The following is a 5,635-nucleotide window of genomic DNA, read 5'->3' on the forward strand; positions in this document are numbered from 1 at the left end:
GCCGTGTGGTGGTGCTAGCGCCTCACCCGCCGGAGACGGTGAGGCCCAGGAGCTCGGCGTCCGCCGCGGGACGCAGCCCGGTCTCCTGCTCGTCCTCCTCGGGGTCGGCGGCCAGGACGAAGCTCTCCGTGGTGTCCATCATGTTCTCCTTGCTGTTTCGCGAATGGGATATGGCGGATTCGCCGGAACCTATGGAAGCATTTGCGAACCGCCCGGGGAAGACTTTCCCGGGGATTGCTCAAAAGATTTTCTGGCCCAGTTTCCGGGCATAATTTAATACCGGCTCGGCATTTCCCGGCCGGTTTTCAGAGGGGTGGATATGTCGGTGGCAGGTTTCCTTTCACGGCTGGATGCGCGGCTGGCCGGGTGGGCGGGGCAGGTGCCGGGCGCGGAGTTGGTGCCCTCGGTCGAGGAGCTGACGTGGCGGCTGTCCCGTCTGGCCGAGCGAGAGCCGGGGCTGTGCCAGATGCGGCAGATCGGCACCTCACGTGGGGGCCGGGCGTTGCAGGTGCTGTCGGTCGGGACGGGGCGGCGCTCTGTGCTGGTGGTCGGCGGCCCGCATCCGAACGAACCGGTGGGATATGCGGCGGTGATGTTCCTGGCCGATCTGGTGGCCGGGCAGGCGAAACTGCGTGACGGTGTGTCGTGGCATTTCCTGCCGTGCGTGGACCCGGACGGCGCCGCGTTGAATTCGGAGTGGACGAGCCTGCCACTCGGCCTCCACATTCAGCACCGGTACTTCTACCGCCCGGCGATGGCAGAGCAGCCGGAATGGACCTTCCCCATTCCGTGGCGGGGCGGTGTCCACCATTTCGGGCTGCCGGAACAACAGGCGCTCGCAGCCCTGGTGGACAAGCTGGAGCCGACCGTCGCCGTGTCTTTGCACAACGCGGAGTTCGGTGCGCCGTTCTTTGTGGCGAGCCGGGACGTGCCAGGTCTGGCCGGGCGGCTGGCGGTCGTGGCCGCCGACCAGGGCCTGCCGGTCGCCGAGGCCGCACCGGGCGATGTCGTGGGCTGGCCGGTCCTCGGGCCCGGGGTGTTCCGGATGCCGCCGGTGGAGGAACTGGTGATCCGCGACCACGAGCAGGACACACCGGCGTACGGCGCCCACCTGACCCACTACGCCGCCCGGTACGGCACGCTGACCCTGCTGCCGGAGGTCCCCCGCTGGCACACCGGCACCGTGTTCGCGGACTCGCCGCCGTCCGTGCTCGACGCCCTCGCCGAGGTGCTGGCCAGGGAGGCCGCCGAGGTACGGCGCCTCGTGGACCAGGCTGGGCTGCCGGACGGGGTGTTCGCCAGGGCGACCGCCGACACCCTTGCCGTCACTGACACGGTCGTCCGCTCCTGGCGTCAGCGCGCCGCCGACCTTGCGGCCGTGCCCGGGCCCGAACTCGCTGAGGCCCACTACAGCCGCGTCATGCTGACGCTGCGCGCGGCCGGCATGGCAGTACGCGCCACCGACGAGGCGCCGCCCGGGCGCGCTGTTCTGGCTGCCCGCGCACGGCTGGAGAGGACGCTGTTCGAGCGGGCCGCGCAGTGTGAGCGGCAGTTGCAGATCACTCCCGTTCGGCTGCGGAGTCTGGTGGCGGTGCAGGCCTGCGCGGCGCTGGCGGCCGTCGCCCTCACCGGGTAGGTGCCGGGCCCGGGCGCAGGCCGCCACCTCGCCCGGGCCGGCGGTCACAAGCGGCGCCATGGTGGTCAGCGGCACGGCGGCAGAAGGTCAATCACACCGGCGGCTGCGAGGCTCCCGTAGACCTCGCGGTGCTCAGCGTCGGTCATCCGGCGCGCGTGCACCGGCGCCTGGCCGTCGGCCGGCGCGGGCCAGGTGGAGATCGGCGGGATGAGGTCGGCGGCGGCGTGCGCGTCGGCGGTGTGGGGACCGCGCAGCATCAGCGTGGTGGTGCCGGGCAGCACCACAGCCTGGTGCACGAGCGTGGGCGCCAGGGTGTAGGTGCTGCCGGGGAGTTCGGTGGTGGTGACGGCCGGACGTAGGTCGCGGGAGGTGAAGTAGCCGTTGTCCTTGCCGTCGGTGCGGTGGTGGACGGTGTGGAGGTAGCCGCCGGTCAGGATGTGGGCGGTGACCGGGTAAGCGTGGGTGTGTGGGAGCTGCTGGTTGTCGGGGTGCGGGTTGGTGTTGAGGCGGATCTCGAAGCCGCGGTCGTCCGCGGTGGCCAGAACGAGCCGGTCGGCCAGCGTGGTGGTGCGGGATGCCTCGTAGCGGTCGGGGGTGAGGACGGTGGTGGTGACGAGGTAGGACAGGCGGGTGCGGTCGGCGGCGAGGCGGTGAAGGGCGCCGGCCTGGGCGTGGATGTGTCGCAGGTCGGCGGCGTGCAGGCCGGGGATGTCCTCCAACCGGGGCCCGCCGGGACGGCCGGCGTCGTCGGGGCGGGGGACGGTGAGGCGGTAGCGGGCGGTCGCGGCGGCGGCCTGGTAGTCGTCCAAGCTCAGCGGCACGGCGTGCGGGTCGATAGGTGGTAGGTGGGTGGGAATGAGCTGCACACTGTCCGCTGCGCCGGTGAGTTGGGTGGTGGCGTCGGTATGGAGGAGGCAAAGCTGGCCGGGGCACAGGGTGCGCAGGTACTGCGACCGCTGCCCGTCGACGTCGCTGCGGTGGCGGTAGAGGGCCAGGTCCAGGGCGCCGACCAGGGGCAAAACCGCGCCAGTCTGGTTGGTGGGCCGGGGTTCGGCAGGGGTGGTGCCGTCAGGCAGGCGCAGATACCAGGCCGGGTGGCCGCCCTGGGGCGGGGCGATCAGGAGCATGGTGTGGCCGGGGGCGGTATGGGAGCCGGCCGCGAGAGTGTGGGGGTCGGCCTGGTCGACCAGGCGCAGGGCCCGCTCGATGGCGGGGGTGAGCCAGGCATCGGTGACCAGGCGCTCGGGATCGGCCAGGGTGGTCAGGTCCAGGGCGGCGAGGTCGGCGACGGGCAGGGGGATGACGTCTGCCAGGGCCGCGCTCGGTCGGGTCGGGGTGGGCATGCTGATTGTCCTCAGTCAGGGGGTGGCTGGCCGGCGGGAGTTCCAGGGCCTCGCCTCAGGCGGGATCGGGGGGCGGGCGAGCAGTTGGGCCCTGGCCTGCTCGCGGGCGGCGGCAAGCTCGGCCTGCTGCGCGAACCCCTCGGACAGGCGCTGCTGCTCCTGGCCGAGTTCGTCCTGGCGTCGGCCCAGGGCCGTCAAACGCACGTTGATGTCCTCGACGTTGCGCATGACCTGCCGCACACCGGCGAGGGCCGTCCTGGCCGCCTGGGCATGGGCCAGGGCTTGGGCGTCGGTGCTGCGGCGAACGGCGGCGGCCGCGTGCTCGGCCTCCAGGAGCTGCACCATGGCCATAACCTCCTCGGCCTCGATCCGGGCGGCGCGCAGCTCCGACAGGCTGTCGCCGATCCTGGACATGTTCTGGGCGAGTTCCTGGCGCGCGCGGCGGTGCTCGGCGCGCCAGCCAGCCGTCAGGGCGATGTCCTCAGCCCAGCGGGCGGCCGCTTCCCGGGCCTCCACGCGCGGCCCGGTGCGCAGCTCGCGCTCCTGGCGCGCGAACACGCAGGCTGTCCGACGGCACCAGTGGCGGCGCGACAGTTCCCCGAGGCCAAGGAGCATGGTGAGCACGGACGGGAGGCGCCGGGTGCCGAGCAGTTCGCGCACTTCGTTCTTGGCCTCGCGTACCGTCATCTGGCTGAGCCCAGCGAGGTCGGCGACTTCGCGCAGGTCGTAGCCCTCGGCAAGCAGGGCGTGCACCTGAACCTGGTCGGAGGTGAGGCGTCCCGGCGGGCAGGCGGGGCCGATCGCCGGGACGAGCCCGGCCCGTACCCCGATCGCGGCGAGGTGGCCCGCATTGCGGGCGCCGGTGATCCTGCGGAGCCGCTTGACCTCGCCCTGAACCGTGCCCGTGCTGAAGCCCAGGCGCCGTCCGATCTCGGGATGGGTGCTGCCCGCAGCGGTGAGCACCAGGACGTCGTGCTGGTCCTGGGTCAGGACGATCCGGCACCCGCAGGTCGGGCATGGGACGCCGCTGTGCGTCGACCTGCGCCCCCACGGGCCGTCCGCGTACGGCGGGATCATGGCGCCGCCTTCGACGCGCAGATCGGGCAGAACGGCGAACCGTCCAGGACACCGGGCGCTCCGTGCAGCCGGAAGACCGCCGCCGGGTTGCCATGTGTGCCCGCCCGGTGCCGGATATCGGCCATGTACTTGGTGACCGTGCTCGGCGTCACCTTGAAGTAGTCGGCGATCTCCTGGCTGCTGTAGCCCTGGGCCCGGAGCTGGAAGTGGGCCACGGGCATCTTCGGGAGCGGCCTTGTCAACTCCATCAGCGGCGGCAGGAGGATCTTCGTGCGGCAGGCCACGTCCACCAGCTGCTCCCGGGTCTTCGCCCGGAGCCGTTCCCGCAGCTTGTCCAGGATCCTGCGGACCATGTTGGGCGTCAGCTTCTCGGCGTCCTGGCGGTCGGACATGGCGTTGACGGCAAGTGCGATCTCGATCGCGTTCAGATCGGCGGCCAGGTGACTCGCGAGGGCCTCGTGCTCGGTGATCTCCTCGACGATGTAGTGGCCGCACCGCATGACCGCGGGCTGGTGGGCCGCCGGCAGCAGGGGCCCGTTCTGGCGGGCGGTCGTCATCGCAGCCCCCAGTTCCACGGGGCCGGGTAGGCGCCGCGCAGGCACGCGACGCGATGTTCGGCTTCCTGGCGGATGCGCTTGTCGAGGTGGGCGCGGCGGACCGCGCCCATTGCCGCGGTGAGCGCGACAACGTCGCGTACAACCTGGTACCCGGACCAGGCGCCGATGTAGGGGTAGTCCGGGACCTGGTCTTCTCGTTGGTACGAGAGGTAGGTGCCGGCGTAGGTCCGGTGGTCCTCGCGCGGGCCGATGAGCAGCTCGGAGCGCCAGCGGGCGGCGACCAGGTCCCACTCGCGGTGGCCGCGCGTCAGCGGGCGACGCAGCAGCAGCCCGACGTGGACTCCGCCGTCATGGATCGGGATCATGCCGTGGGCGCCGAGGACAACGGCGTCCGGGGTCGGCCACTCCAGGTAGTCCCACTCCTCGTGCAGCTGGGCGGTGTGCTCGCGCAGGAAGCGGCGGGCGGCCGCGTTCAGCGGGGCGTCGTCCAGGCCGTCCAGCAGCCCGGCGAACGTGTCATGCTCGCGTAGCCACGGTGCCGACGCGGGGTCGATGCGGTGGGTGAGGGCGGTCACCCACGCGGACAGGGACGTGTCGGCGCTCGTCTTCCCGGGGTCCGGCCAGAACGTCACTGCCCGCCCCTCGGTGCCGGCGCGCACGTCGTGGTACCAGGGGGCGATAGCGGGCACCCGCTGCTCCCGGAGGTAGAGGGCGCCCTTGATGACGGCCCAGGCCTCGTCCAGGTCGGGGTGCACCATGGCGAACATCCCTACGGGCAGCGACCACAGGTGGTTCGGGCTGTCGCTGACCAGCTCGGCTTGCCGGGCATCGTCGGCGGTGGCTGCGCAGGCCTGCGTCAGGGCCTCGTAGGACGCCGCGACGTCCAGTCTGCGGGTCGGGGTGGTGGTCTTGAGCAGGGTTCTGGTGCGCGTTCCGACGCTCACGGCGCAGTCCTCGGTACGAAGTAGACAGTGGAATGAAAGGGGTGGAGGGGTCCGGGACGGCCCCCGAATCAGTGGGGC

At 71.9% G+C, this 5,635-nt stretch carries 5 protein-coding genes; 1 reads left to right on the forward strand and 4 read right to left on the reverse strand.

All coding sequences use genetic code 11. The annotated features are described in order from the left end of the window. Positions 1-319 precede the first annotated feature (319 nt). On the forward strand, positions 320-1,636 hold the full coding sequence (locus ACFU7Y_RS38810) for a M14 family zinc carboxypeptidase (RefSeq protein WP_380771185.1): 1,317 nt from the start codon (positions 320-322) through the stop codon (positions 1,634-1,636). Between the two features lie 65 nt (positions 1,637-1,701). Here the strand turns inward: ACFU7Y_RS38810 and ACFU7Y_RS38815 are convergent, their stop codons facing one another. Genes ACFU7Y_RS38815 through ACFU7Y_RS38830 form a run of 4 tightly spaced genes read right to left on the reverse strand, consistent with a single transcriptional unit; the run spans position 1,702 to position 5,557 of the window. After that, a complete protein-coding gene (locus tag ACFU7Y_RS38815; RefSeq protein WP_380771181.1) occupies positions 1,702-2,979 on the reverse strand; it encodes a hypothetical protein in 1,278 nt (425 codons plus the stop codon). A 15-nt stretch (positions 2,980-2,994) separates the two neighbouring features. After that, on the reverse strand, positions 2,995-4,056 hold the full coding sequence (locus ACFU7Y_RS38820) for a hypothetical protein (protein WP_380771182.1): 1,062 nt from the start codon (positions 4,054-4,056) through the stop codon (positions 2,995-2,997). Further along, a complete protein-coding gene (locus tag ACFU7Y_RS38825; RefSeq protein WP_380771183.1) occupies positions 4,053-4,613 on the reverse strand; it encodes a hypothetical protein in 561 nt (186 codons plus the stop codon). The genes ACFU7Y_RS38820 and ACFU7Y_RS38825 overlap by 4 nt, the downstream gene beginning before the upstream one ends. Then, positions 4,610-5,557, reverse strand: coding sequence for a hypothetical protein (locus ACFU7Y_RS38830; RefSeq protein ID WP_380771184.1), 948 nt, complete (start codon positions 5,555-5,557; stop codon positions 4,610-4,612). Before ACFU7Y_RS38830 ends, ACFU7Y_RS38825 begins: the two co-directional genes overlap by 4 nt. Positions 5,558-5,635: the final 78 nt, after the last annotated feature.

This window comes from Kitasatospora sp. NPDC057542 (assembly GCF_042801945.1).
Lineage (GTDB): Bacteria > Actinomycetota > Actinomycetes > Streptomycetales > Streptomycetaceae > Kitasatospora.